The sequence below is a fragment of the Bradyrhizobium sp. genome (genome assembly GCF_027451485.1).
GTDB lineage: Bacteria > Pseudomonadota > Alphaproteobacteria > Rhizobiales > Xanthobacteraceae > Bradyrhizobium.
The window spans coordinates 58,652-81,347 of the sequence record NZ_DAIDJE010000200.1; the positions used below are offsets into that span (position 1 = coordinate 58,652).

Here is a 22,696-nt window from a genome sequence, read left to right on the forward strand (position 1 = left end):
ACCGTCAGCCTCGCGCCACCGGCTTGCAATAAGAAAATACGACCGTTCAGATCCAGCCCTGAAGCTCGCGCAGAACGAGCTTCCGGATCACGTCCATGCCACCCTCGCTGTCGTTCAGGCAAGGGATGAAGGAAAATTGCTCACCGCCATTGTGCTTGAAAATTTCGGCATTTTCCTGCGCGATTTCTTCCAGCGTTTCGAGGCAATCTGCCGAAAATCCCGGCGTCAGGACGGCAATGCGGCGCACGCCGTCCTTGGCGAGTTTTTCCATGGTCTTGTCGGTATAGGGTTGAAGCCACGCGTCAAACCCGAAGCGGGACTGAAAGGTAAGAAGCAGATTCGAGGCATCCAGGCCGAGGCGCTTGCGAAGGGCCTCGGTCGTCGCCACGCACTGCTGCGCATAGGGATCGCCCTTGTCGACATACTTCTGCGGCATGCCGTGAAACGACGCCACGATGACCTCGGGCTGCGCCGGAAGGCCTGCAAGATATGTCTTGATCGACGCCGCGATCGCCTCGATGTAATCGGGATCGTCGTAGTAAGGCGGCGTCACCCGCAGGGTCGGCTGCGCACGCATCAGAGCGAGGACGCGAAACACCTCATCGCAGACCGTCGCTGACGTCGCGGCCGAATATTGCGGGTAGAGCGGAACGACCAGCAGGCGATCGCAGCCTTGTGCCGTCAGCGCTTCAATCCGCGATGCGATCGAGGGATTGCCGTAGCGCATCGCCCAGTCGACGACGACATGATCGTGGCTGGCGATGTCGACAGCCAGCTTTTCGGCCTGCGCGCGAGTGATGGTCTTGAGCGGCGATTCGTTCTTTTCGTTGTTCCATATCTTGCGGTAGTCCCGCGCTTTCCGGCCGGGGCGGGTGCGCAGAATGATGCCGTTGAGCACGAGCTTCCACACGAGCCCCTGATTCTCGATCACGCGGGGATCGGACAGAAACTCCTTGAGATACACGCGCACGCCCGGTGCGTCCGCCGTGTCCGGCGTACCGAGATTGACCAGCAACACCCCGATACGCGAGCGCACGGGACCGGCGGCAGCGGCTGAACCGTCAACCCGGGTTACCATGCTCTCGATCTGATGGACCACGCTCATGCCCCTGGAATCGCGCGCCCGACCATCCTTGTCAAGGTAACGGCGGCTTCGGTACTCTCAAGGCCTGTCGGCAGGCGATCTGGTCATCGCCCAGCACCCTCGCGTGGGAGGAAAAATGACCGCCGCGGAATGGTGCGTTTTCGCAAGCCTGATGCTGTATCTGCTGACCATCGCATCGGTGAAATGGCTGAGGTCTGGCGACTTTGACAATTCCAGACCGCGTGATCCCGCCTTCTTTGAACAGCCGATAGCCGCCCGCGCCCTAGGCGCGCACCAGAACGGCATCGAGGCCTTTCCGTTCTTTGCGGTCGCGGTCCTGCTCGCGGAATTTCGCAACAGTCCGCAAAGCCTGGTCAACGAACTCGCCATTCTGTTCGTCATCGTCCGGGTCGCCTATGTCTTCACTTACATCGGCAACCGGCCGACGCTGCGTTCGATTCTTTGGAGCATCGGCTTTGCCATCAATATCGCGATCTTCTTCCTGCCGGCATGGCGCAATCTGCTGACGCTATAGGATCGGCCGAAGGCAGGTCAGCGGCTCGGCAAACAGATAGCCGCTCAACAGGCCAATACCGAACAGCAGGACCAGCCCCGCGGCGGCAAATTCGACGCCGCGCATGATCAGCGCGCCGCCGCCGTTACTCGCCCCGCTGATGCGGAGTGCGGCCGCCCTGGCCGATACGGCGAGCACGGCAATCGTCGCCACCGTAATCGCGGTGCCAAGTCCCATCACGAAAGTGGCGGCAATGCCGGCCCAAAACAGCCCCTGCGCCAGCCCGAAGACCAAAACCAGGATCGCACCCGAACACGGCCGCAGGCCCACCGCGAAGATCGCAGCCAGGCCCCGCCGCCAACCGCCCGGTCCCTCCAGTTCGCTCGGCAACGGACCATGGGAATGGCCGCAATGCTCGTCGTGGACATGATGGTGAGCCTGATGGCCCTGAACGTGCGGGTGATCATGCCCATGATCGTGCACATGGTCATGGCGACGGAAGTCTCCGTGGAATGACGCGGCCGACACCAGTGCCGGTTCGGGATCTGTCGGACGCGCTTGCAGCGCGCCCACGAAGCTTGCCCCCTTGGTCCAGACCAGGCGGGCGCCGAATGCCGCTATCAGGCCGTAGCTTGCAATCGCGATCACCCTTTCCGCCCCGCACATGGTTTTGGCGGTGATGTTGAGGAGCCATGCGCCGATCGCGACAATCAGCACAGCGACCAGCGACTGCAGCAGCGCCGAGACGAAGGACAGCACAATCCCGCGCCGCGCCGTTTCCTGGTTGGCGACGAGATAGGATGAAATCACTGCCTTGCCGTGGCCGGGACCAGCGGCATGAAAAATCCCGTACGCGAAGGAGATCGCCAGCAGCGCCCAGACTGCGCTCCCGTCAGCCTTTGCGGCGCGGATGGCCGACGACATCTCGCGATAGAACTCCGACTGCTTGGCCAATAGCCATCCGATCAAGCCACCGGCGTGCTCGCTGACCTGTGGACGGACGCCGCCGAACGGCGTCTGCGCTGCTGCGAACTGCGTCAGGCCATCGATAGTCAGCACCACCGCTACAGCCAGTGCACCAATCGCAACCGCGCGTTCGATGGCCGTCCGGTCTGCGCCCCACCTCATGGACATGTCACCGTGATCTTGTTGGCGAACATCGCGCCGTAATTGGCATTGCTGCCGTCGGTAAAATTCTGCTCACCAAGCGCCTGCGCGCTGGCCGCACCGTCGTTTGGCCGTCGCACATCGAACGTGCAAGCGGCCGGGGCACCGACCAGCCGAACCGGCTCCTTCTTGGCGAGCTGGAAGTCAACGAAATAGGTCGGATCGAAAATTTCGAGCGCCAGCACCCTGGGCTTGACCGGCGTCTTCAGCGGCAAGGTGAAATGCAGCACCAGGAGGCCGTCCTTGTAATCAAGGAAGTAATCGACCGGTTCCTCGAACTTCGCCTTCCTGCCGTCGGCCTTTGCGAACGTGAAGTAGCCAAATTCCTTCAGCGAATCGACGTTGGTTTGGGCGAGCGGCGCCAGTTCTTCGTGGGTATAGGCGCCCTTCGTCTTGCCCTCGATCCCCTGCAAGGCATAGGACGAGAACATGTCGTCGAAAGTCCAGGCGTGACGCACCCCGGTGATCGAACCGTCGGGAGCGTAGAGCAACTCGCTGGTCGAGGTGATCCAGACATGCGGATGGGCGCAAGCCGCCGTTGAGCCAAGCACCACGACAAGGGCCGCAAACAGCCACGCGTTCAGGCGGGACATTGCCGGTCGCATCTCAGGCTGCCTCGGGGACGTCGAGGAGGCCGCGACGGCGCAGCAGCGCGTCGGCCTCGGGCTCGCGGCCTCGGAAGGCGATATAGGCCTCTTCCGGATCGCGCGAGCCGCCGGAGGAATAGATGTCGCGGTGCAGGCGCCCTGCCACCGCCGGATCGAAGATGTTGCCGGCCTCCTCGAAGGCGCCGAAGGCGTCGGCGTCCATCACCTCCGACCACATGTAGCTGTAGTAGCCGGCCGCATAATGATCGCCGGAGAAGATATGTCCGAATTGCTGGGGGCGATGGCGCATGGCGATTTCAGCCGGCATTCCGATCTTTTCGAGTTCCCGCTGCTCGAAGGCACGCACGTCGGCGCTCGCCGAAGCCGGCTGGGTGTGAAATTCGAGGTCGAGCAGCGCGGAAGCCAGGAATTCGACGGTGGCAAAGCCCTGGTTGAATTTCCGCGCAGCGAGGAAGCGTTGCAGCAGGTCATCCGGCAGCGGCTCGCCTGTCTGGTAGTGGCGTGCGAATTGGCGCAGCACCTGCGGCTGCTCCTGCCAGTGCTCGTAGAGCTGCGAGGGCAGCTCGACGAAATCGGTGAACACGCTGGTTCCCGAAAGCGATGGAAAGAGGACGTCGGACAACATGCCGTGCAGGCCATGGCCGAACTCGTGGAATAGCGTGCGGGCGTCGTCCGGGGAAAGTAGCGACGGCTCGCCCTCCGTTCCCTTGCTGAAGTTGCAGACGTTGAGGATCACTGGCGCGACCTCGCCGTCGAGCCGCTGCTGGTCCCGGAGCGAGGTCATCCAGGCGCCCGAGCGCTTGGAAGGCCGGGCGAAGTAGTCGCCATAGAACAGCGCCTTGTGCTTGCCGGTGCGGTCTCTGACCTCCCAGACTCGCACGTCGGGATGCCAGACCGGAACATCCTTCCGCTCTTCGAAGGTAAGGCCGAACAGGTGGGTAGCGCAGTCGAAGGCCGCCTCGATCATATGGTCGAGCGAGAGATAAGGTTTGATCGCGGCGTCGTCGAAATTGGCCTTCGCCTGCCGCAGTTTTTCCGCGTAGTAGCGCCAGTCCCAGGGGGCCAGCGCGAAATTGCCGCCCTCCTCGACGATCATGTCCTGAAGCGCATCGCGGTCCTTCAGCGCCCGCTCCCGCGCCGGCTTCCAGACCCGCTCCAACAAGCCGCGTACCGCCTGCGGCGTCTTTGCCATCGAATCTTCCAGGCGATAGGCCGCGAAGGTCGGATAGCCCAACAGCCTGGCGCTTTCCTCGCGGAGGGCCAAGATCTCGACAATGGTCGCGTTGTTGTCATTGGCGTTGCCGTTGTCGCCGCGGGCGATGAAGGCCTTGTAGACCTTCTCGCGAAGGTCGCGGCGCGCCGAAGTCTTGAGGAACGGCTCCACGAAGGAGCGCGACAGTGTCACGATCGCCTTGCCGGAGAGCCCCCGCTCCTCGGCCGCCGCCCGCGCCGCCGCGACAAAGCTCTCCGAAAGACCGTCGCGATCGGCCTCGCCGAGTTCCATGGACCATTCCTGCTCGTCACCGAGCAGATGATGGCTGAAGGTCGTTCCGAGATGGGCGAGCCGCTCGTTGATCTCGGCCATCCGCGTCTTGGCGGCTTCGTCCAGTCCCGCACCGGCGCGGTGGAAACGCGTATAGGTCCGTTCGAGCAGCCGCAGCCGTTCCCCGGTGAGACCGAGAGTCGCACGGCGCTCGTAGAGCTGGGCAATCCGGCCGAACAGTACAGCGTTCATCATGATCGGATTCCAGTGCCGCGCCATCCTCAAGGACACTTCCTTGTCGACCTCCAGCAGTGCCGGACTGGAATGGGCCGACACCAGCGCGTGGAACACAGCCGAGACCTTGGTGAGCAGCTTGCCCGAGCGCTCGATCGCCGTGATGGTGTTGTCGAAGTCCGGCTGCGACGGATCGTGGGTGATCGCGGCGATTTCGGCGGCGTGGTCGGCAAAGGCCTGTTCGAACGCCGGCAGGAACATTTCCGGGGCGATCTCGGCAAAGGGCGGCGTCTCGAACGGCGTCTGCCAGGGCCGGAGCAGCGGGTTGGCTTGAGCGGATACGGCTTGCGCCTTTTCCTTCGCTTCTGACATCGAAAATCCCGTCCTGAGTGCCATTTTGAACCTTCAGGCTATAGCACGCGCTGCGGCTTTTTTGGGCCTTTTGCGCTTGATAGAAGCGTCCATTTCGGAGAGATTGCGGCCCGAAAGCCAGTGTGGCGACTCCAATTTCCTTTCGGTGCCGCCGCGGGTTCTTCGAATGAACGTCAGAGTCGAAGCCACACTGAAATTATATGTTTGCTAGTGTCCCTTTGGCCCTGACATTCGTAAAAGTGCCTGCTGCGAAATGATACGAATGTCAGAACCGGGACACCAGGAACTGACCTGCAATTCAAGAGTTCACGCCCATGACTGCGCAAATACCTTCCACCGGCCGCCGCACGATCGCCTGGCCCAGCGTCATCACCGTCCTCAGCGCGGCTATCCTGATCAGCGCTGAAGTGTTCGGCGCCGCCTTCGCAGGCGGCTGGGCGCTCGCCATCATGCTGCCGCCGGACGATTTCTTCCTCAGCATCTCGCAGGACACCTGGGCTCACATCTTGCAGGCCATATTGTTCGCGGTCGGTGTGTTCGTGATGATCACTTTCGTCCGCGGAGCCCAGCGCGTCGAGCCGTTCACGCGCCGCGCCTGACTGGATCGGCTCGCGCAAGAGCTTCGTCGCCTCGCGAGCGTTACGCATCGTTAAACAAACTTAACGCGCGTTCATATTCGATTTGATTTTCGTGCTTCGCACGCGGCGACGTAAGCGCGCGTTAGGGAAATCTGCGCGCAGTCTAAAAAAATTCTTGCGAACCAGAATCAAAATGATTATGTGCGGACTTGCCCAATTTCGCACGTGCCTGTGGTCGTGTGTCAGTCGGTAGGTATCCGGACAAGAGGCCGGACAGCCGCCAAGGGTTGAAGAACCGAGGGTCACTTCGAGTCGAAGACTCGAAAAAGGCCAGCCTCTCTCTCCAGAGATGCCGTTGAAGGTCCCTTCTTCCCTTGCAACCGTGACTGGCAGCCGGAGGCGAACCGGCGCACCTCGTTCTCAACGGGGGACGCGACTTAAAGCAACGACGGATCGGGCTTTTTTGGTCTCTACCGGCATTCCAACCGCCGGCGCGGGCTACTGAAAAGGCTTGTCCTTCATTGCCAGGTGAGCGGGCGGGAAAATTCCCAACCAATCCACGGCAGCACAATTCGGTTTGAGTTTCGAGGCTCTGTCGCGTCTCCATCGTGCGACACCGGCCGCGACACTTACGACCGAGAAAATTTTGAACGGGTCCGTCGCTGGGCCGTTTGGAGGGTGCTATGACCGAACGCATCAGGGAATTCCTGCGCAACCGCCGTAACGAGGGACGGGACGTCGAGCCCTGCCTCGTCGTCGACCTGGAAGTGGTGCGCGATAACTACCAGAACTTCGCCAAGGCGCTGCCCGACAGCCGCGTGTTCTATGCGGTGAAGGCCAATCCCGCGCCGGAAGTACTTTCTCTGCTCGCCTCCCTCGGCTCGTGCTTCGATACCGCCACCGTCGCGGAAATCGAGATGGCGCTGGCCGCCGGTGCAACGGCCGACCGCATCTCCTTCGGCAACACGATCAAGAAGGAGCGCGACATCGCGCGCGCCTTTGCCTTGGGAATCCGGTTGTTCGCGGTCGATTGCGCCGCCGAGGTCGAGAAGGTCGCCCGGGCCGCGCCGGCTGCGAAGGTGTTCTGCCGCATTCTCTACGACTGCGCCGGCGCCGAATGGCCGCTGTCGCGGAAGTTCGGCTGCGACCCGGAAATGGCGGTTGAGGTGCTCGACCTCGCCAAGCGTCTGGGCCTGGAGCCGTGCGGCATCTCCTTCCACGTCGGCTCGCAGCAGCGCAAGGTGAAGGCCTGGGACCGCGCTCTGGCGATGGCCTCTCAGGTGTTTCGCGATTGCGCCGAGCGGGGCATCAGCCTCTCCATGGTCAACATGGGCGGCGGATTCCCGACCAAGTACCTCAAGGACGTTCCTCCGGTCGTGCAGTACGGCCGGTCGATCTTCCGCGCGCTGCGCAAGCATTTCGGCAACCAGATCCCGGAGACCATCATCGAGCCGGGACGCGGCATGGTCGGCAATGCCGGCATCATCGAATCCGAAGTCGTCCTGATCTCCAGGAAAAGCGACGAGGACGAGGTGCGCTGGGTGTACCTGGACATCGGCAAGTTCGGTGGACTCGCCGAGACAATGGACGAGTCGATCCGCTATGCGATCCGCACCCCGCATGACGGGGCAGAGATGGCGCCGTGCGTGCTCGCCGGGCCGACCTGCGATTCCGCCGACGTCATGTACGAGAAGATGCCGTATCCGCTTCCGGTGACGCTCGAGATCGGCGACAAGGTGCTGATCGAGGGTACCGGAGCCTATACGTCGACCTACTCGTCGGTGGCCTTCAACGGCATTCCGCCGCTCAAGACCTACCACATCTGACCCGGCCCCTTCTGAAGGCCTGACATAACCGGAGCCGGTTCGCCGGCTCCCCTCCCGATATTTCCGATTTTGACAACGCAGCCGCAGGCCGTGCCGCCCGTGGTGTGTGAGGATTGATGTACCATGACTGTCTCGCGGAAGACCGACATCGCCCTCGCCCTGAACGCCACTTCGCTCGCGATCCGTGCGGAGAAGGCCTCAGACGTCGTCGCCCGTGAAGCGCTGCTCGATGCCTGCTTTGGCGAGAATCGCCATATGCGGACCTGCCAGCGCCTGCGCGACGGACGCGCCCCCGCCGAAGGCCTTGCCTTCTCGGCGGTCGCGGACGAGCATCTGATCGGTACCTTGCGGTTGTGGCACGTCAACGCCGGGAGCATCCCGGCGCTCTTGCTCGGCCCGCTGGCGGTTGGGTCGCCCTCCCGCAGGCTCGGCACCGGGACCGCGCTGATGGACCACGCGCTCGCGGCGGCGACGCTGCGTGGGCATCGCGCGGTGATTCTGCTCGGCGATGCGCCCTACTACGCCCGCTTCGGCTTCTCAGGCCGGAAGATGGCCGGACTGTCGCTGCCGGGCCCGTTCGAGCGCGATCGGCTGCTTGGCCTCGAACTGGTCCCGGACGCGCTCGTGGGCGCGCAGGGACTGATCGTGGCGACCGGGCTTTCACTGCCGGCAAGGAAGGCGCCGCGCCCCCGCGCGGCGTAGCCGATAACGCCATGCGCAAGAATCTCGCCACCGCCCCCGCGGCGACACCGACGCGATTTCGCACGATCCTTACGACGATGCTCCTGATCGCGCTGGGCATGCTGATCGTCCGGGACATCATCATCCGTCGATGGGCTCGGCCACGCTCAGCTCCCACGAGGTGACACGACGTTTGCGCTGATATAAAGGGCCGTCAATCATGGTCGTTCGAAGCCGAGGGTTACCATCATCATGTCCCGCCGCCTCATTTCCACCGGTTCGCCCTTTGAGAAGACCGCTGGTTACAGCCGCGCGGTCGTCGACGGCGACATGGCCTTTGTCGCGGGTACCACTGGCTATGACTACGCCACCATGACCATGCCGGCGGACGTCACAGGCCAGACACGAAACTGCTTCAAGACCATCGAAGCGGCCTTGAAGGACGGCGGCTTTGCGATGACCGATATCGTCCGCGCGACCTATTATCTAACCGACATCAGCGATGCGGACGCGCATTTTGCGGTCTGCGGGGAGGTTCTTGGCGAAATCCGCCCCGCAGCGACCATGCTGGTCGTCGCCGGTCTGCTGAAGCCTGAAATGAAGGTCGAGATCGAAGTGACCGCCAAGCGGCGCAGCGCCTGAACCCACAGTTATCGATTAGCACTTTTTCGGAGAGACTATCCCATGAGCCCCGCCTCGCAGATCTACGCGAAGATCACCGGCCCGATCGTCATGGTCGGTTTCGGCTCCATCGGCAAAGGCACGCTGCCTTTGATCGAGCGGCATCTCGACTACGACAAGTCGCGCATTACCGTGATCGATCCCAAGGACGAGGGCCGCAAGGCGCATTGCGAGAAGCACAATGTACGCTTCATCCAGCGGGCCGTGACCAAGGAGAATTATCGCGACTTGCTGACGCCGCTGCTCACCGAAGGCGGCGGCCAGGGTTTTTGCGTCAATCTTTCGGTCGATACCGGCTCCACGGATATCATGGAGCTCTGCAACGAACTTGGCGCCCTCTATATCGACACCGTCAACGAGCCCTGGCTCGGTTTTTATTTCGATGCTTCGAAGGGCCCGGAAGCCCGCTCCAACTACGCCCTTCGTGAAGTGACGCTGGCCGCCAAGAAGGCGCGCCCCCCGGGCTCCACGACGGCTGTCTCCTGCTGTGGCGCCAATCCGGGCATGGTCTCCTTTTTCGTCAAGCAGGCGCTGCTCAATGTCGCCGCTGATCTGAAGCTCAATGCTCCCAGGCCGAAGACCAAAGCAGAATGGGCTGACTTGATGCGGCAGGCTGGCGTGAAGGGCATCCACATCGCCGAACGCGACACCCAGCGATCCAGGTCGCCGAAAGAGCCGGACGTGTTCGTCAACACTTGGTCGGTCGAAGGTTTTCTGTCGGAAGGCATGCAGCCGTCCGAACTCGGCTGGGGCACCCATGAAAAATGGATGCCCGAGAATGCGCATACACACCAATCCGGCTGCGGCGCTGCGATCTATTTGATGCAGCCCGGCGCCAACACGCGCGTGCGCACCTGGTGCCCGACCCGCGGCGCGCAGTATGGCTTTCTCGTCACCCACAACGAGTCGATCTCGATCTCCGATTACTTCACGGTGCGCGACGCATCGGGCACGGTGATCTATCGGCCGACCTGCCACTATGCCTATCATCCTGCTGACGACGCGGTGCTGTCGCTGCATGAAACGTTCGGCCGCGCAGGGAAGATGCAGGAAAAGCACCACATCCTCGATGAAAACGAAATCCTCGATGGCATCGACGAACTCGGCGTGCTGCTGTTCGGCCATGACAACAATGCCTACTGGTATGGCTCGCAGCTCTCGATCGAGGAGACCCGCAAGCTCGCGCCCTATCAGAACGCCACCGGCCTTCAGGTGACCTCCGCCGTGCTCGGCGGAATAGTCTGGGCGCTGGAAAATCCGAACGAGGGCATCGTCGAAGCCGACGAGATGGACTACGACCGCCTGCTTGAAATCCAGATGCCGTACCTCGGACCGGTGAAGGGCTATTACACCGATTGGACCCCGCTCACCGATCGTCCCGGTCTGTTTCCGGAGGACATCGACGAAAGCGACCCCTGGCAGTTCAGAAACGTGCTGGTGCGGTGAGAACTGGCTTTCATCGGCCCATCATCATCTGAGTTCATCATCCAAGTTCCCCGGCAGGCTTGTACCGGTCGCCGGCGGAACACGCAAAGGCACATCGCGTTGGCTTCCCGGAAACCGGAGGACACGCGATGGCTTTCAGCAATTCGTCCTTCTTCGCCGGCATCGGAACGGCATTCGCCGCGATCGCCGTCGGCTTCGCTGGCGGAGCGATGATCACGACACGCGCGGTGGATCAGCCCAACAGGCTGGAACGCATTCACGCTGGCACGGTCGGGCTCGCAAACTCCGCTACGCCGAAGCCGTCGGTGGCATCGTCGGATCATGGACAGCAGGACTCGACAAAACCACCGACACAGAGCGCGCCGCCGGCGGCGGCTTCGGCCCCAGCCAGAACGGAGGCGGCAACCAACCTTCAAGCGCCGCCCGTTCCCAGGACCGCTGAGCCTCCTGCTGTGGCGAAGACCGATGACCGCGCTACCGCAAAGGAAGACACCACTGCCGCAAAGAACGAGCGCGCAAGCACGCGTTCGGCAGATCCGAGGGGGGCAGCTTCGCGAAGGCGGGCGGAACGGAAATCGGCAGGGGACCATCGGTTTTCAGAGCATAGACGGCGACCGGACCAAGACCCGCGCCAGCCAAACCTGGATGCGGCAGCCAACTTGGTCCGGCAGACGCCGCGGGACGGCGCAGTCGATGAGATCGTCGAACGGGACCCAGCGCCGCGCTTCGGCAATGGGCGCCCGCGCCATTTCGAGCTGTTCGGCGAATACGACTCGCCGCGCTTAGAGGAGCGCCCTCGCTTCGGCTTTTTCGGAGATTGATCGCCGCCCGCTCAAGGGCCGGCGTCGGCATCTATAAAGCGCGCAGGTTTCCCGGTCCGCTATCTTGAACAAGGGAGGCCTATTTCTTCTCCATCGGCGGGGCGATCTTTTCCGGAGGCGCGGGGGGAAGCGCGGGCTTGGCGCCTTCCCTTTGCGCCTGCGCATCCGGACGAGCAGGCTGGGGCGCCGGCGTCGTCGGTCGCGTGCCGCCGGGTTTTGATTCCGCAGGCTTGTCATTCGTCGCGGGCGCAGGTGTCCCCTGCAAAGGCGGCGTCGCCTGCGCGAGATGAACATTGGGACGCGGCGTGGAAACGACCGAGAAGCCGGTCAGAAAAAGCCCCGTCACCAGCATCACTGACGGGACCAGAAAATCCGCCCCTCGCTTTCGACCGCTCAACATCACCTTCACCCGACGAATGGTACGCCGGCATTAACGGGCGCTGGAGAGCGTTGTTCCGCGGAACTCCGCCGGAACTCAGGCACGCTTAGAGCGTCAAAAGTCCTGCCTCGCCGTCCTCGGCGGCGAAGGCGAGCAGCGTGCCCCTGGCGTTCCAGGCGAGTCCCGCGATCGCGGCGCCGCCGTTCTTGTGCACCAGGATTTCTGCGCCGTCGCTCAGTCGCACCATCAGCACGGTGCCGTCTTCGTAGCCGGACGCGAGAATGGCCTGGTCAGGATGACAAGCGACGGCGGTGACACGCGACTTCAGCGGCGCCAGCATAGTCGGCTCCTTGCCCATCGGACCATCCTTGCTCGCAAACGGCCACATGATGACCATGTCCGCGCCGGAGGTGGCGAGCGCCTTGCCGCCAGCGCTCCAGGCGATCGAACGCACGCGGCCGGGATAACCGGTCATCCGCATGTGCCTGTTGTCGGCAAGCCGCCAGCCGTGCAACGCCGGTTCGTGCATCGCCGTCACCAGAAACCTGTTGTCGGGGCTGAAGGTCACCGCCAGGTGCGAGCCCGCCCACGGCAGGAATTCCGGCGCGCCGGCCATGTTGGGAAACCACAGCGTCACGCCGTTATAATGCGCGATCGCGAGCCTCAAGCCCTTCGGTGCAAAGGCAAGGCCGCCGACGGTCGACGGCACCTCCAGCGATTTCTCCTGGTCCTTGCCGCTGCGGACAAAGGCGGTCTTGCCCGCCGACCAAGCAAACGCCCCGTCGGGATGAAGCGCCACATTGTCGATCCAGCGTCGCTTGGCGTCGCTCGCAAGCAACACCACCTCACCCTTGGCGTCGAGCGAAACGACCTTGCCGTCGTCGCCGCCGGTGACGAGACGCTTTCCGTCGGAGGTGGCGCACAGAATTCCGCCACCGTGGACGGCAACCAGGCCGGGATCGGACTCGTCCGCGACCACGAAGATATTTTCTTCCGATCCGACGAAGGCAACTGTCTGCCCAAGGAAATGCACGGAGCTGACCGGTGCGCCGATCTTGATCGCGCGCACCTTGTCGGTGACGGAAACGATGGAGGTAGATTCGCCCGGATCGAACTCGGTCATCGCGAAACGATGCAGCTCTCGAAGCCCTCGCGGATCGCCGCTTCCGGCAATTCGCGGCCGATGAAGACGAGGCGGCTGGTGCGCGGCTCGCCTTCCTTCCATGGCCGCTGGTGGTCGCCTTCCAGCATCATGTGCACGCCCTGGAACACATAGCGGTCGTCGTCGTCGCTGAAGGCGAGAATCCCTTTCGAGCGCAGGATTTTCGGACCCTCGTTCGCCACGAGGTTCTGCAGCCATGGCATGAATCTGGCGGGATCGAGCGGCTTGTCCGAACTGAGCGACAGCGATTGCATGTCCTCGTCATGGTAGTGCTTCAGGCCGTGTCCATGGCCGTGGTCATGATCATGATGGTGCTGATGGCCGTGATCATGATGATGATGGTCGTGATCATGATCGTCCTCTTCCAGGAAATCCGGCTCGATCTCCAGAATGCGGTCAAGATCGAAGGCGCCGCGCTCCAACACGTCCGACAGCGCTACCCTGCAACGTTCCGTGCGGTGCAATTTGGCGTAGGGATTGATGCCCCTGATCCGCGCCTCGACCTCGGTGAGCTCGGGCTTCGAGACAAGGTCGGTCTTGTTGAGCACGATGACGTCGGCAAAGGCGATCTGGTTCTTGGCTTCCGGCGCGTCCTTCAGGCGGTCGCTCAGCCATTTTGCGTCGGCAACGGTCACCACGGCGTCCAGCCGCGCATTCTTTTGCACATCCTCGTCGACAAAGAATGTTTGCGCAACCGGCGCCGGGTCTGCCAGCCCCGTAGTCTCGACAATGATGGCGTCGAACTTGCCCTTGCGCTTCATCAACCCGTCGAGGATGCGCACGAGGTCACCGCGCACCGTGCAGCAGACGCAGCCGTTGTTCATCTCGAACACTTCCTCGTCGGCGCCGATGATCAGATCGTTGTCGATGCCGATCTCGCCGAATTCGTTGACGATGACCGCGTATTTCTTGCCGTGGTTTTCCGACAGGATGCGGTTCAAAAGCGTGGTCTTGCCGGCGCCGAGATAGCCCGTCAGCACGGTCACAGGGATTTTTTGGGACGTCAGTTCGGACATGATTACTCCGGGAAAAACAGCATTTGGGCCGGCGGGAGGGCCCATTTACCTCGGGTTCGCCAGCGCGCTCGTCAGCGTTCTAATATTGTGCCTGACCATGTCAATGTAAGTGGGGGCATCGCCCTTTTCATCGGTCAGGCTGTCGGAATATAGCGTTCCGCCGACCCTCGCCCCGGTCTCCTCGGATATCCGGCGCATCAGGCGGGGGTCGCCGATCCGCTCCAGAAACACGGCCGGGATGTGCTCTTCCTTGATCTGGCCGATGATTTTCGCGATGTCGCGCGCGCTGGGCTCGGCTTCCGTGGAGACGCCGATCGGGGCGATGAACTCAATGCCATAGCGGGCGGCGAAATAGCCGAAAGCATCATGCGTTGAGATCACCTTGCGGCGGCTTGGCGGAATTCGGCCGACCGCTTGCCGCACCTCGGCATCGAGCGCCTCGAGCCTGGCCAGATAGCTGTGCGCATTTTGACGAAAAACATCCGCATCGGCAGGATCGGCGGCGACCAGCGCGTCGCGGATATTGGCTACGTATTTCTCCGCATTCGCGACCGATTGCCAGGCATGCGGATCGGCATCGGAGCCCGCCTTGAGCGGAGCGACGCCGGCCGTCGCCGTGACGATGGCGGCCTTCCCGCCGGCCGCCTGAAGCAGCCGCGGCAGCCAGCCTTCGAGGCCGAGACCGTTGACGACGAGCAGCCTGGCGTCAGCGATCTTGCGCGCATCCGCCGGCGTCGGCGTATAGACGTGCACGTCGCCATCGGGGCCGACCAAGGTCGTGACCTCGACCCGGTCGCCGCCGACATTGCTGACGAAATCGCCAAGGATCGAAAAGCTGGCCACCACCTTGAGGCGTCCTTGCGCGTGGGCGGGCGCCGCGCCAATCGACATCAGCAGTGCCAGGAGAAGGACCCGCCAGCCGGCCACGATGCGCCTCACGCTTCGAGATGAGGTGCGGTAAAGAGCTGCCGGACCACGCCACGGACGTTGCCGAACAGGATCGAGACAACATAGAGCAATGCCGAAACCAGGATGATCGCAGGGCCCGAGGGAATGCGGGTCTGGAATGACAGCACCAATCCGGCATAACCCGCAACAATCGCGCTTGCGACCGCGATCGAGATCATGCCGGTCAGTTCGCGCGACCAGAAGCGTGCAATACCTGCGGGGAGAATCATCAGGCCCACCGCGAGCAGCGTGCCGAGCGCCTGAAAGCCGTTGACGAGATTGACGACCACAAGCGCCAGAAACACCAGATGTGCGAGCGCCCCCGCACGGCTCACGGTGCGCAGGAAGAGCGGATCGACGCTTTCGATCACCAGCGGACGATAGATCACCGCGAGCACCGTCAAGCTCAGCGTGGCGTTAAAGGCGACCACGAGCAGCGTCTGATCGTCCATCGCCAGAATGTCGCCGAACAGGACGTGCAGCAGATCGATGTTGGTGCCTTTCACGGAGACAATCGTCACCCCGAGCGCCAGTGACGCCAGATAGAAGGTGGCGAGCGATGCGTCCTCCTTCAGATCGGTGGCCCGCGACACCACGCCTGCGAGCAGCGCCACCGCGAAGCCGGCGATCAGTCCGCCCGCCGTCATCGCAAACAGATTGAGTCCCGAGAGCAGGAAACCGACGGCAGCCCCCGGCAGGATGGCATGCGCCATCGCATCCCCGACGAGACTCATCCGCCGCAGCATCAGAAACACCCCGATTGGTGCCGCGCCGAGCGACAGCGCCAGCACGGCCGCAAGCGCGCGGCGCATGAATTCGAATTCCGTGAAGGGCCCGATCAGCACGTCGTAGAGCATGGGTTTAGGCAGCCTCCGACGCGTCGTCATGGACCACGCAGGCGGCTGCGCTGTCGTCAAAGGCCTCGCACATCCGCCGCGCCTCGGCGAGATTTTCGGCTGTCAGCACGTTCGGTGTTGCGCCCCAGGCGACCTTGCCGCGTGCGAGCAGCAACGTTTCCGGGAAATGATCGCGCACGAGGTCCATGTCGTGCAGCGCCGCCAGCACCGTACGCCCCTCGCCGTGCCATTGCCTGACCAGTTCCAGCAGATCAGCGGAGGTTTTGGCATCGATCGCGTTGAAGGGCTCATCGAGCACGATCAGGCGCGCATCCTGCAGCAACACCCGGGCAAACAGCATCCGCTGCAGTTGGCCGCCCGACAGCGTGCCGATGCCGCGATTTTCGAACCCGCTCAGGCCGACTGCGACGAGCGCCTGCGCGATTTCCCGGCGGGCACCTTTGCCGATGCCGCCCAAAAGTCCGGTCCGCCGCCACAGCCCGGTGCCGACGAAATCGAACACCGAGATCGGAAAGCTGCGGTCGATGTCGGCGGTTTGCGGCAGATAGGCGATGTCTTTGGGATCGATGCCGCCGGTCAGGATCGTGCCTGAAAGCGGCTTCAGGATTCCGACGATGCCCCGAAACAGCGTCGATTTACCGGCACCGTTTGGGCCGATGACGGCAAGGAGTGCCCCCGGCGCCACCTCGCCGCTCAAGTGATGAACCGCCGGATGGCGGTCATAACCCAGCGTGACATCGCGGAATTGCAGTTGGGCGGCCATAGTCATTTCATCGAGAGCCAGACGAACGCCCAGAGGACGCCGCTGACGGCGATCGCCGCCGTCAGGCGGGACAGCACCGTCATACGCAGGATCGACCAAGTGATCGGCTGCGCCGGATGCGGCGCAGCCAGGCCATGGTTATGGACGTGATGGGGGTGGGTGTGATCGTGGCTCGGCGGGGTCACCATACTTCAAATGTTATATTATAACATTCGGGGAGTCTATTGCCGCCGCCCTGAGCCCGCATCAACTGCCAAACTAAAAAGCGGCAGCCCGAGGCTGCCGCTTTGATCCGTCCGCTGCTCCGGTCAGACCGCCTTGCCGAACAACTCGTCGACATAGTCCCAGTTGACGAGGTGCTCAATGAAGGCCTTCAGATAGTCCGGGCGACGGTTGCGATAGTCGATGTAATAGGAGTGCTCCCAGACGTCGACGCCGAGGATCGGCGTGCCGCCATGCACCAGCGGGTTCTCGCCGTTCGGCGTCTTGGTGACTTCCAGTTTACCGTTCTTCACCGACAGCCACGCCCAGCCCGAGCCGAACTGGCCGGCTCCGGCCGCGGCGAAATCCGTCTTGAATTTCTCGAAGCCGCCGAGGTCCTCGTTGATCTTCTTTTCCAGCCGGCCGGGCAATTTGCTGCCGCCGCCGTTTGGCTTCATCCACTTCCAGAAATGGATGTGGTTGTAATGCTGGCCAGCATTGTTGAAGAGCGGGACGTTCTTGCCGAACGAGCCCTTGACGACCTCCTCCAGGGACTTGCCCTCGAATTCGGTACCCTTCAGGAGATTGTTGCCGTTGGTCACATAGGCCTGGTGATGCTTGTCGTGATGGAATTCCAGCGTCTCCTTCGACATATGCGGCGCGAGCGCGTCGTAGGCATAGGGAAGGTCGGGGAGCTTGAAGGTCATGGGGTCATGTCCGAAAAGGGTGGGATACGATTTAACGGGACCTCTTATAGAAGGTTCCCTGTCAGCAAAAAACTGAATTCGGCCACGCGCCGCCGCTCGCGATGTCCCCGAATTGCCAACCGGCGCGCGATCGCATTAAATCGAATTTCTCTTGAAAATGAAGCGCTTAGTAGTAGAGCGACAAGTTCAACGTCGATCGCATCGCCAGTTGCGAAAATCAGCCGGCCCATACCGAACGCAACTATCACCTGTTGAGCGGAGACCCGCGCGCAAGGACAGTCACCCGTGAGCATTGAAATCGAGCTGGTGAGCGGCAACCAAGGGTGGCCGCGCGCCAAAGGTCTGCTGGAGGCGGTGTGGCCGCCATCCGAAAAGGAGAAGCTCTCCTGGGGCCACGTCAAATGGGCACGGGCGGACTTGCGCGTCTTGATCGAGACGGATGACGGCGAACTCGCCTGTCACGCCGGTATCTACTTCAGGACCGTGACCTGGAACGGCCAGAAGGTGCATGTCGGCGGCGTTGGCGGGATCGCCACTCGCGCCGAGCAGCGCCGTCGCGGCTACGCCAGTATCGCGCTGAATGCCGCGGTCCATACCATGCGCGATCACGACGCGGCGCAATTTGCATTGTTGTTCTGCGAGCCGCACAATTTCGACTTCTATCAGTCACGCGGCTGGCAGCCTTTCGTCGGAACGGTCCTCGCCGAGCAGCCTGAAGGGAAGAGCCGCTTTGAGGCGATGGCTCCGTTTGTACTGGACTTGAAGCGGCGCGCGCCGACGCTGGGCACGCTCGACCTCTGCGGTCTGCCCTGGTGACAGATCAGGCGCGCGTTGCCAGCATCGCCTTCAACGCGGTCGCGGCGGAAGCATAGCCGCCGCGTGCCCCGTCAATGAAATGGACGTGGTTGCTGCGCACCGCCGACGGTGTAAAGCAGGTCATCATCGCGGCATCCTGCCGGTGCAGGCCATATCGCGCGACGCCGGCCGAGGCCGCCGCAGCGAGGCGCGCAGCCAGCGCCTGCTCGAGATCGGGCGTGCAATCGAGCACCATCCGCAGGCCGTCGTCGTATTTGCGGAAGTCGGAATTCTCTACAAGCTGCTGCACGTAGAGTTTCGGCACGAAGCCGCCGACCTTGATATCGAAACGCATGATGAGATAGGCGAACAGGGTGCGGGCGAGCACGCGGATCCGTCTTGTGAAAAGGGGTCCGCCGCGCCGGGCGCGCGCCTCGAATTCGACGCCTTGCGGCGGCCATCGGAGCGGCGGCCCAGCCGCCGGCACTGGCCGGCTCTGATCGGGACTGCGTTCGACCAGAGTGAGAATGTTCTCGATCAGCGCGCGATAGGCGGCTGGATCGGCGCCTTGTGCCGGCAGCACCAGCACCGAGAGGATGAGCCCGCGCATCGCTGGCATCTCCTCGAAGCGGCAGGAAAGCCCGGAGAGGTCGGGCTGAGTTCCGGGCGGGGCGGGCGCAACGGCGAACTCGCCGCCCTTCATGGCCGCTTCCGCCCAGCCGAGACCGCCGCCGGAAAACATCGCATAGGAGAGATGGGGCGATGGACCGAAGCGGGCCACGCGAACATCCAATCCCTGCGCTCTTATCGCCGTCAGCGGCACCAGCGCCACGCGCATCACTAGGTCGAGGTCTTCCTTGGCCCAGGTCGCGGTTGCGGCGAGGGCCTGCCGCGCGCGCGCGAGATCGGAGGGCGCGACCGCAAAGCTTGCGCCGTCACCGCCGAAGACGAACGGAAATTCGCGCCCCTCAAGCGCATTGGTCACTGCCGCAATGACCGCCGCGCCGGCCATGTTGACCGCCTTGTAGCGCGCCTGGGCAATCGCCTTGGTGGATTCGACGATATCAGCAAGCCCGATGCTCCAGTCGGAAGGCAAGGGCTCATACAGCCCAGGATCCATCAGCCGCTCGAAGCGCCGGAAGACCGGAATGGCGCCATAGAAGCCGTCGCTGCCCTTGGATTCAGTCATGGCGCAATCAATAATTGGATCGAGGAGAGATACGGCCGAAGCTGGAAACTAGGTTCAGGCGCCCGGACCGGTCAAATCCTCACCTGGACGATGGTCACAGGGCCATTCCACCGGTCAGGCGGTATTTCCGGCGTCCACGGTCAGGACGGTGCCGGTTATGTTGCGGCCGCCGTCGCCCAACAGGTACTCCACCATCCCCGCCACGTCGTCCGTTTCCGGCAAGCGGCGCAGCGCGCTGCGGCCGGCGATGCGCTGCCGCTGTTCCGCGCCCAGGCTGTGCGTCAATTCCGTATCGATAAAGCCGGGCGCGATCGCGTTCACGGTGATGCCGAGCTTGCCGACTTCGCGCGCCAGCGACCGGGTGAAGCCGGTCGCGGCCGCCTTGGTCGCGCCATAGACCGACAGGCCGTTATAACCGGTGGAGGCGATAATCGAGGACATGTTGATGATACGGCCACCGGCGCCGTCCGCCATCATGTGGCGGGCGACATATTTGGTCAGAATGACCGGCGAGAGCACGTTGAGGCGCACCAACGCTTCGATCTCGCTGTTATGCATGGTCGCGAGCAGCCCCTCGGTGCCGATGCCCGCATTGTTGACGAGGCCGTAAATTGCGCCGAACTCCTCGCGCAGGCGTTTTACAAAGGCAGGAATGCCGTCGACATTGCCGAGATCGAATGCACGAAAATGAACGCATCCATTGCCTTGCCCGGCGGTCGCGGCGATGGCTTCCCGCAGTTCGTCGCTTTCGCGGCGCGCGACCGCGATCACGTTATAGCCGCTCGCCGCGAGCCGTCGCGCGATGGCAAGTCCAATGCCGCGGCTGCCGCCTGTCACCAGAACATTATGCATCTGATCGCGCGAGCTTTCCGGCCGGCGTGATGTCGAGCTTGTCGACAAACTTGATCATGGCAGGCACCTTGTGGGGCGCGAGGCTTGCCCTGCAATCGGCGATGATCCGGCTCTTGATTTCGTCGCGCCGGCTCGCATCGGAACCGTCGGCGAGAACAACATCGGCAACGACAATGGCGCCGGTGATCGGGCTCTTGCGCGCCCTGACGCGCGACATGCGAACCCCGTCATGCCGGTTGATCACCGCTTCGATTTCCTCCGGGTGAACCTTCAAGCCGCCGATATTGATGATGCCGCCACGCCGGCCGACGAAGTGATAGCGATCGCCGCGCAATTCGACCATGTCGCCGGTGTCGACGAATCCCTCGTTGTCGGTCAACGCGCTGGCGCGGCGCCCGACATAGGCATGTGCCGCTCGCTTTGAGCGAATGCGAAGGCAGCCGTCCACGATCTTCATCTCGACGCCGTCGCGGCTGGTTCCGATCAGGCTGGCGGGAAAACCCGCGAGGCCATCGTTGACGGCAAAACCGACGCCGGCTTCGGTCGAGGCATAGGCATGACCGACCGAGGCCGACGGAAAGGCCTGGCGCAGACCGTCGAGGACCGCCTGGTCGGCGATCTCGCCGGACAGACGGACATATTGCGGCGAAAAGCCTGCGGCAGCGCCACTCATCAACAGCTTGCGCCAATGCGACGGCGTTCCCGAGATATGCGTGATGCCGCTTTTGTTCAGGCGAGCGACGTGATCTGCAAGCGCCTCGCCGGGCTCGGACAACACAAGCGAACCGCCGCCGATGACGGCGCGCAGGAAAATCTGCAAACCGCCGTAACGGCGGATGTCATAAAACGTCGCCCAGATCGGCCGATTACCGCGCGCGGGAGCATCGGCGGCGATCGCGCCGGTCAGGCCTTCCAGCGTGTGACCGACAATCTTCGGCATGCCCAATGTGCCGGAGGTCAGCATCAGCCATTCGGTCGCACGCTGGGTCGGCGTGCGAGGCGCGGCGGTCAACTCTTCGCCGGCGATCAGGACCAATGCGATTCCCGAGGCCGCGAAGCGATCCGGCTGATCGGTGACAACGGCGTCGATTTCGGCGTCTTCGATGATGGCCTGAAGGTGGCCGGCGCCCAGATCCGGCGGACACAGCAGCATGCGCCGCGCGATACCGTCGATCTCGAGCATGGCAATGGCGGCAAGGAATTGATTCGAAGTGGCAAGCACCACCGAACGGCCGGACAACTCCGCGAGCCGGCCCTTCAGGCAGGTTTGACCGGCAATCTCTGTCAGCGAGGCCGAATGCCGCGCGTCCGAGAGGGTCCGGCCCGTCAGGCCGGGGTCGAGATAGTCACGCAGCGCGAAGATTTCACGCGGGGACATTTTCATAGGCCTTGATGAAGTCGCCTATCGTGAGAGGAAAGCTTGCGTCCGCCGATATGGTAAACGGATCGATGCCGAGATCGTCCTCCAGGCGCGCCACCAGGATCGCGAATGCGAGCGAGTCGAAGCCGGTCTCATGCAGCGACAGGTTATCTTCCAGCGGCGGAAGGGTGACATGCTGCTCGGCGGCGATCTGCTCGATCGCCGAAACAATCTTTAACCTTACCGACATGGACTGCTCCGCATTCTCATAAAATTTCGAAAGCCCATGATAGAGCGAAAACGTGAACTAGTAGCGTCTCCAAGTGATCTTTCAGCATCGTTGGTAAACATGATGTCTGCCGCCAAGCCGCGGTTTCGCGAGATACAGGAAAACGATCTCGATGCAATTGCTGATCTCCTGACAAGAGGCTTCGTGCATCGCAGCCGCGACTATTGGATGCTGGGTCTGCGCCGACAGAGCATGCGATCGCCGCCCGAAGGCACACCGCGTTACGGCTATCTGATGGAAGACGACGGCAGGCCGGTGGGCTGTTTACTGCTGATCTATTCGACCAAGGTGATCGATGGCGAGGCAACGACCTGCTGTAACGTTTCGAGCTGGTATGTCGATCCGGAGTTCCGCAACTACGCCGCGCTGTTTGCGTCGATGACGCAGAAGCGCAAGGACGTCACCTACTTCAACGTCACGCCGGCGGTCCCGACATGGCCGATCCTCGAAGCGCAGGGCTTTCAGGCCTATTGCCGCGGCCTCTATTTCTCGCTTCCGTTCTTGTCGCGCCAGGGACGCGGCATGCGGGTCGAGACGGTGAGCCCCGATACGCCTTCCATCCCCGGCTTGTCTGACGGGGAACAGGCTATGCTCAAGCGCCATGCCGGCTACGGTTGTCTCAGCCTGGTCTGCCGGACGGCCCAGGAAGCTGTGCCGTTCATTTTCTTTCCCCTGCGCAAACG

24 protein-coding genes are annotated in these 22,696 nt (G+C 62.8%); 8 read left to right on the forward strand and 16 right to left on the reverse strand.

Annotation, left to right across the window (positions count from 1 at the left end):
* Positions 1-46 precede the first annotated feature (46 nt).
* Positions 47-1,078, reverse strand: a complete 1,032-nt coding sequence (hemH, locus tag NEZ08_RS23445) for a ferrochelatase (protein ID WP_298112487.1) — start codon at positions 1,076-1,078, stop codon at positions 47-49.
* A gap of 142 nt (positions 1,079-1,220) precedes the next feature.
* Between hemH and NEZ08_RS23450 the strand changes: the two genes are divergently transcribed.
* Complete coding sequence (locus NEZ08_RS23450; RefSeq protein ID WP_298112427.1) at positions 1,221-1,619, forward strand: MAPEG family protein; 399 nt, start codon at positions 1,221-1,223, stop codon at positions 1,617-1,619.
* Here NEZ08_RS23450 and NEZ08_RS23455 read toward each other — a convergent pair.
* The 3 genes from NEZ08_RS23455 to NEZ08_RS23465 are packed head-to-tail and all read right to left on the reverse strand — an operon-like array spanning position 1,614 to position 5,462.
* Positions 1,614-2,726 (reverse strand): nickel/cobalt transporter, encoded by a 1,113-nt coding sequence (locus NEZ08_RS23455; RefSeq protein ID WP_298112430.1) that lies wholly within the window; start codon positions 2,724-2,726, stop codon positions 1,614-1,616. The genes NEZ08_RS23450 and NEZ08_RS23455 overlap by 6 nt on opposite strands.
* Entirely contained in the window at positions 2,723-3,358 is a 636-nt protein-coding gene (locus tag NEZ08_RS23460) for a DUF1007 family protein (RefSeq protein ID WP_298112433.1), read from the reverse strand. Before NEZ08_RS23460 ends, NEZ08_RS23455 begins: the two co-directional genes overlap by 4 nt.
* A 13-nt stretch (positions 3,359-3,371) precedes the next feature.
* Positions 3,372-5,462, reverse strand: coding sequence for a M3 family metallopeptidase (locus NEZ08_RS23465; protein WP_298112435.1), 2,091 nt, complete (start codon positions 5,460-5,462; stop codon positions 3,372-3,374).
* Positions 5,463-5,776: 314 nt separating this feature from the next.
* Between NEZ08_RS23465 and NEZ08_RS23470 the strand changes: the two genes are divergently transcribed.
* From NEZ08_RS23470 to NEZ08_RS23490, 5 genes are all read left to right on the forward strand, one after another.
* The gene (locus NEZ08_RS23470) at positions 5,777-6,061 is read left to right on the forward strand and encodes a hypothetical protein (protein WP_298112438.1); all 285 of its coding nucleotides are present in this window, start codon (positions 5,777-5,779) and stop codon (positions 6,059-6,061) included.
* A gap of 662 nt (positions 6,062-6,723) precedes the next feature.
* Positions 6,724-7,866, forward strand: a complete 1,143-nt coding sequence (locus tag NEZ08_RS23475) for a type III PLP-dependent enzyme (protein ID WP_298112441.1) — start codon at positions 6,724-6,726, stop codon at positions 7,864-7,866.
* A gap of 123 nt (positions 7,867-7,989) precedes the next feature.
* The gene (locus NEZ08_RS23480; protein WP_298112444.1) at positions 7,990-8,568 is read left to right on the forward strand and encodes a GNAT family N-acetyltransferase; all 579 of its coding nucleotides are present in this window, start codon (positions 7,990-7,992) and stop codon (positions 8,566-8,568) included.
* Positions 8,569-8,799: 231 nt separating this feature from the next.
* Complete coding sequence (locus NEZ08_RS23485) at positions 8,800-9,189, forward strand: RidA family protein (RefSeq protein ID WP_298112446.1); 390 nt, start codon at positions 8,800-8,802, stop codon at positions 9,187-9,189.
* Between the two features lie 42 nt (positions 9,190-9,231).
* The gene (locus tag NEZ08_RS23490; protein ID WP_298112447.1) at positions 9,232-10,674 is read left to right on the forward strand and encodes a homospermidine synthase; all 1,443 of its coding nucleotides are present in this window, start codon (positions 9,232-9,234) and stop codon (positions 10,672-10,674) included.
* Between the two features lie 900 nt (positions 10,675-11,574).
* Here the strand turns inward: NEZ08_RS23490 and NEZ08_RS23495 are convergent.
* From NEZ08_RS23495 to NEZ08_RS23530, 8 genes are all read right to left on the reverse strand, one after another.
* Positions 11,575-11,895: a hypothetical protein gene (locus NEZ08_RS23495; RefSeq protein WP_298112449.1), complete on the reverse strand. Its 321-nt coding sequence runs from the start codon at positions 11,893-11,895 to the stop codon at positions 11,575-11,577.
* An 85-nt stretch (positions 11,896-11,980) separates the two neighbouring features.
* Positions 11,981-12,997: a WD40 repeat domain-containing protein gene (locus tag NEZ08_RS23500; protein WP_298112451.1), complete on the reverse strand. Its 1,017-nt coding sequence runs from the start codon at positions 12,995-12,997 to the stop codon at positions 11,981-11,983.
* Positions 12,994-14,052: a GTP-binding protein gene (locus tag NEZ08_RS23505; protein WP_298112453.1), complete on the reverse strand. Its 1,059-nt coding sequence runs from the start codon at positions 14,050-14,052 to the stop codon at positions 12,994-12,996. The genes NEZ08_RS23500 and NEZ08_RS23505 overlap by 4 nt, the downstream gene beginning before the upstream one ends.
* A gap of 45 nt (positions 14,053-14,097) precedes the next feature.
* Positions 14,098-14,943: a metal ABC transporter substrate-binding protein gene (locus NEZ08_RS23510; RefSeq protein WP_298112490.1), complete on the reverse strand. Its 846-nt coding sequence runs from the start codon at positions 14,941-14,943 to the stop codon at positions 14,098-14,100.
* Positions 14,944-14,987: 44 nt separating this feature from the next.
* Positions 14,988-15,857 carry a metal ABC transporter permease gene (locus NEZ08_RS23515; RefSeq protein ID WP_298112455.1) on the reverse strand — a complete coding sequence of 290 codons (870 nt, stop codon included), beginning with the start codon at positions 15,855-15,857 and terminating at the stop codon, positions 14,988-14,990.
* A gap of 4 nt (positions 15,858-15,861) precedes the next feature.
* Positions 15,862-16,620 carry an ABC transporter ATP-binding protein gene (locus tag NEZ08_RS23520; protein ID WP_298112457.1) on the reverse strand — a complete coding sequence of 253 codons (759 nt, stop codon included), beginning with the start codon at positions 16,618-16,620 and terminating at the stop codon, positions 15,862-15,864.
* Between the two features lie 2 nt (positions 16,621-16,622).
* The gene (locus NEZ08_RS23525) at positions 16,623-16,808 is read right to left on the reverse strand and encodes a hypothetical protein (RefSeq protein WP_298112459.1); all 186 of its coding nucleotides are present in this window, start codon (positions 16,806-16,808) and stop codon (positions 16,623-16,625) included.
* Positions 16,809-16,928: 120 nt separating this feature from the next.
* Complete coding sequence (locus NEZ08_RS23530; RefSeq protein ID WP_298112461.1) at positions 16,929-17,528, reverse strand: superoxide dismutase; 600 nt, start codon at positions 17,526-17,528, stop codon at positions 16,929-16,931.
* 285 nt (positions 17,529-17,813) lie between these two features.
* On the opposite strand from NEZ08_RS23530, the gene NEZ08_RS23535 reads away from it, so the two are divergent.
* Positions 17,814-18,344 (forward strand): GNAT family N-acetyltransferase, encoded by a 531-nt coding sequence (locus NEZ08_RS23535; RefSeq protein WP_298112463.1) that lies wholly within the window; start codon positions 17,814-17,816, stop codon positions 18,342-18,344.
* 4 nt (positions 18,345-18,348) lie between these two features.
* On the opposite strand, the gene NEZ08_RS23540 is transcribed toward NEZ08_RS23535, so the two are convergent.
* From NEZ08_RS23540 to NEZ08_RS23555, 4 genes are all read right to left on the reverse strand, one after another.
* On the reverse strand, positions 18,349-19,512 hold the full coding sequence (locus tag NEZ08_RS23540; RefSeq protein ID WP_298112466.1) for a DUF3095 domain-containing protein: 1,164 nt from the start codon (positions 19,510-19,512) through the stop codon (positions 18,349-18,351).
* Between the two features lie 114 nt (positions 19,513-19,626).
* Positions 19,627-20,364 (reverse strand): SDR family NAD(P)-dependent oxidoreductase, encoded by a 738-nt coding sequence (locus NEZ08_RS23545; RefSeq protein WP_298112469.1) that lies wholly within the window; start codon positions 20,362-20,364, stop codon positions 19,627-19,629.
* The gene (locus NEZ08_RS23550; protein WP_298112471.1) at positions 20,357-21,742 is read right to left on the reverse strand and encodes a class I adenylate-forming enzyme family protein; all 1,386 of its coding nucleotides are present in this window, start codon (positions 21,740-21,742) and stop codon (positions 20,357-20,359) included. The genes NEZ08_RS23545 and NEZ08_RS23550 overlap by 8 nt, the downstream gene beginning before the upstream one ends.
* On the reverse strand, positions 21,729-21,974 hold the full coding sequence (locus tag NEZ08_RS23555) for an acyl carrier protein (RefSeq protein ID WP_298112474.1): 246 nt from the start codon (positions 21,972-21,974) through the stop codon (positions 21,729-21,731). The genes NEZ08_RS23550 and NEZ08_RS23555 overlap by 14 nt, the downstream gene beginning before the upstream one ends.
* 102 nt (positions 21,975-22,076) lie before the next feature.
* On the opposite strand from NEZ08_RS23555, the gene NEZ08_RS23560 reads away from it, so the two are divergent.
* Positions 22,077-22,696: GNAT family N-acetyltransferase (locus tag NEZ08_RS23560; RefSeq protein ID WP_298112476.1), on the forward strand; the 620-nt coding region annotated here is incomplete at its 3' end.

Bases quoted from the DNA above. Each gene is read 5' to 3' on its own strand.
- hemH (WP_298112487.1), bottom strand. From the start codon at position 1,078: ATGGTAACCCGGGTTGACGGTTCAGCCGCTGCCGCCGGTCCCGTGCGC.
- NEZ08_RS23450 (WP_298112427.1), top strand. From the start codon at position 1,221: ATGACCGCCGCGGAATGGTGCGTTTTCGCAAGCCTGATGCTGTATCTG.
- NEZ08_RS23455 (WP_298112430.1), bottom strand. From the start codon at position 2,726: ATGAGGTGGGGCGCAGACCGGACGGCCATCGAACGCGCGGTTGCGATT.
- NEZ08_RS23460 (WP_298112433.1), bottom strand. From the start codon at position 3,358: ATGTCCCGCCTGAACGCGTGGCTGTTTGCGGCCCTTGTCGTGGTGCTT.
- NEZ08_RS23465 (WP_298112435.1), bottom strand. From the start codon at position 5,462: ATGTCAGAAGCGAAGGAAAAGGCGCAAGCCGTATCCGCTCAAGCCAAC.
- NEZ08_RS23470 (WP_298112438.1), top strand. From the start codon at position 5,777: ATGACTGCGCAAATACCTTCCACCGGCCGCCGCACGATCGCCTGGCCC.
- NEZ08_RS23475 (WP_298112441.1), top strand. From the start codon at position 6,724: ATGACCGAACGCATCAGGGAATTCCTGCGCAACCGCCGTAACGAGGGA.
- NEZ08_RS23480 (WP_298112444.1), top strand. From the start codon at position 7,990: ATGACTGTCTCGCGGAAGACCGACATCGCCCTCGCCCTGAACGCCACT.
- NEZ08_RS23485 (WP_298112446.1), top strand. From the start codon at position 8,800: ATGTCCCGCCGCCTCATTTCCACCGGTTCGCCCTTTGAGAAGACCGCT.
- NEZ08_RS23490 (WP_298112447.1), top strand. From the start codon at position 9,232: ATGAGCCCCGCCTCGCAGATCTACGCGAAGATCACCGGCCCGATCGTC.
- NEZ08_RS23495 (WP_298112449.1), bottom strand. From the start codon at position 11,895: ATGTTGAGCGGTCGAAAGCGAGGGGCGGATTTTCTGGTCCCGTCAGTG.
- NEZ08_RS23500 (WP_298112451.1), bottom strand. From the start codon at position 12,997: ATGACCGAGTTCGATCCGGGCGAATCTACCTCCATCGTTTCCGTCACC.
- NEZ08_RS23505 (WP_298112453.1), bottom strand. From the start codon at position 14,052: ATGTCCGAACTGACGTCCCAAAAAATCCCTGTGACCGTGCTGACGGGC.
- NEZ08_RS23510 (WP_298112490.1), bottom strand. From the start codon at position 14,943: ATGTCGATTGGCGCGGCGCCCGCCCACGCGCAAGGACGCCTCAAGGTG.
- NEZ08_RS23515 (WP_298112455.1), bottom strand. From the start codon at position 15,857: ATGCTCTACGACGTGCTGATCGGGCCCTTCACGGAATTCGAATTCATG.
- NEZ08_RS23520 (WP_298112457.1), bottom strand. From the start codon at position 16,620: ATGGCCGCCCAACTGCAATTCCGCGATGTCACGCTGGGTTATGACCGC.
- NEZ08_RS23525 (WP_298112459.1), bottom strand. From the start codon at position 16,808: ATGGTGACCCCGCCGAGCCACGATCACACCCACCCCCATCACGTCCAT.
- NEZ08_RS23530 (WP_298112461.1), bottom strand. From the start codon at position 17,528: ATGACCTTCAAGCTCCCCGACCTTCCCTATGCCTACGACGCGCTCGCG.
- NEZ08_RS23540 (WP_298112466.1), bottom strand. From the start codon at position 19,512: ATGACTGAATCCAAGGGCAGCGACGGCTTCTATGGCGCCATTCCGGTC.
- NEZ08_RS23545 (WP_298112469.1), bottom strand. From the start codon at position 20,364: ATGCATAATGTTCTGGTGACAGGCGGCAGCCGCGGCATTGGACTTGCC.
- NEZ08_RS23550 (WP_298112471.1), bottom strand. From the start codon at position 21,742: ATGTCCCCGCGTGAAATCTTCGCGCTGCGTGACTATCTCGACCCCGGC.
- NEZ08_RS23555 (WP_298112474.1), bottom strand. From the start codon at position 21,974: ATGTCGGTAAGGTTAAAGATTGTTTCGGCGATCGAGCAGATCGCCGCC.